At 51.1% G+C, this 1,713-nt stretch carries 1 protein-coding gene; it reads right to left on the reverse strand.

Annotation, left to right across the window (positions count from 1 at the left end; all coding sequences use genetic code 11):
* Window positions 1-1,713, reverse strand: a 1,713-nt coding sequence (locus tag QZV86_RS09245) for an integrin alpha (protein WP_295626765.1), incomplete at both ends; no start/stop codon positions are given.

Below are 1,713 nucleotides of genomic sequence, written 5' to 3' on the forward strand. Positions count from 1 at the left end.
CGGAAGAATTACCATTAGCACCGCGAGCACCGACAATCACATCATCAAAACCATCCCCATTGACGTCCCCCGCATTGCTCACAGAGTAGCCCGAGCGATCATGCTCTGCATCACCATCCAGACGGAAACCGTTGCTACCGTTGAGACTAAATAAATTAATAGCATTATCTTCCACAAAATCCGTGCTCACGACCGCATCGATCTGCAACACGGCTTCTTGTTGAAAGTGAATGTAAGTGCGAACATTACCCTGAATACCGCCATCCACCCAGCCGCTGCCAAGTCCGGCCACGCTATCCCCGGCATCGCCTTTTATTCTCAGGGTATTGGTTTCATCCGACAGATTCAGCACATCCTGCATTGACAAGATCAGCTTATGATTTCCATTACCTGTCATGTCAATGGCCTCGATACTTTCTATTCTGTCTCCGGCGCCGGATAGATTCAGATTAAATCCACCACCCGCCAATTCCAAGGTATCAAAACCGGTACCGCCATCGGCATGCACAAAGCCCGCATCTGCGATCTGCATCACATCGTCGCCCGCTCCCCCGGCGAACGAGTCCGCACCACCTCCGCCAATCATCCGGTCATCACCATCAAACGTTACAAAACTTTCCGCAGCGGGAGTACCGGTAAAAACATCATCCCCGGGCGTGCCCACGAAATCGGGTCCAGCGGCAAAGTCGCTGCGGCCAAAGATGACAAAGCTGGAGCCTGAATTTTTGCCATTCAAATCAGCCCCGGGGGCACCGGCAATCAAATCATCAAAGCCATCCCCATTCACATCCCCGGCACTGCTGACCGATGTAACCAGGACACCTTCCTTCGCCACCCCGTCCAACCGGAAACCCGTGTTCCCTTCAAGATCGGATAAATCCGTTACCGCATCGAATCCCGAAGCTTTGCCAAACATCACGTAGCTGGAGCTCGAGCCAGCATCACCATCGCGATTCTGTTCATCAGGATCAGCGATGACCAAATCATCGAACCCATCACCATTGACATCGCCCGCACCACTGGCCGATACGCCCTGGTAATCACCTTCTTCGTTCAGTCGGAAACCATTACTGCCATCGAGGCTGGATAAATCCACCACCGCATCAAAACCTGACGCTTTGCCGAATACCACATAGCTGCCTCCACGGGTGTAGCTATAGCCATAATAATAATCACCTACTCGAGCTCCCCGGACACTAATAATCACATCATCAAATCCATCCCCGTTGATATCTCCGGCATTGCTCGATCCACTTAAAATATCGTACCTTCCTCCCTTCATGCGAAAGCCGTTACTACCATCCAGATCGGATAAGCTCATCGTCGCATCAAATCCCGCCGCTTTGCCGAATACCACGTAACTGGAACTCCCAGTCCCGGTAATCACATCATCAAAACCATCACCATTCACATCGCCCGCAGTGCTAACTGAAGCACCTGATTGACCTCTGAAATCTCCATCCAGACGAAAACCATTACTGCCATCAAGATTGGATAGATTCATCGCCGCATCGAATCCTGATGCGCGCCCAAATACTACATAACTGGAGCCGTTGTAACTAACGCCTGGAGCGCCAATGATTACATCATCAAATCCATCCCCGTTGACATCACCGGCGTTGCTCACAGATCGGCCTGAATAATCACGTACCAATTCACCATCCAGACGAAAACCATTACTGCCATCAAGATTGGATAGATTCATCGCCGCAT

The sequence above is a fragment of the uncultured Nitrosomonas sp. genome (assembly GCF_902826915.1).
In the GTDB taxonomy this organism is placed as follows: domain Bacteria; phylum Pseudomonadota; class Gammaproteobacteria; order Burkholderiales; family Nitrosomonadaceae; genus Nitrosomonas.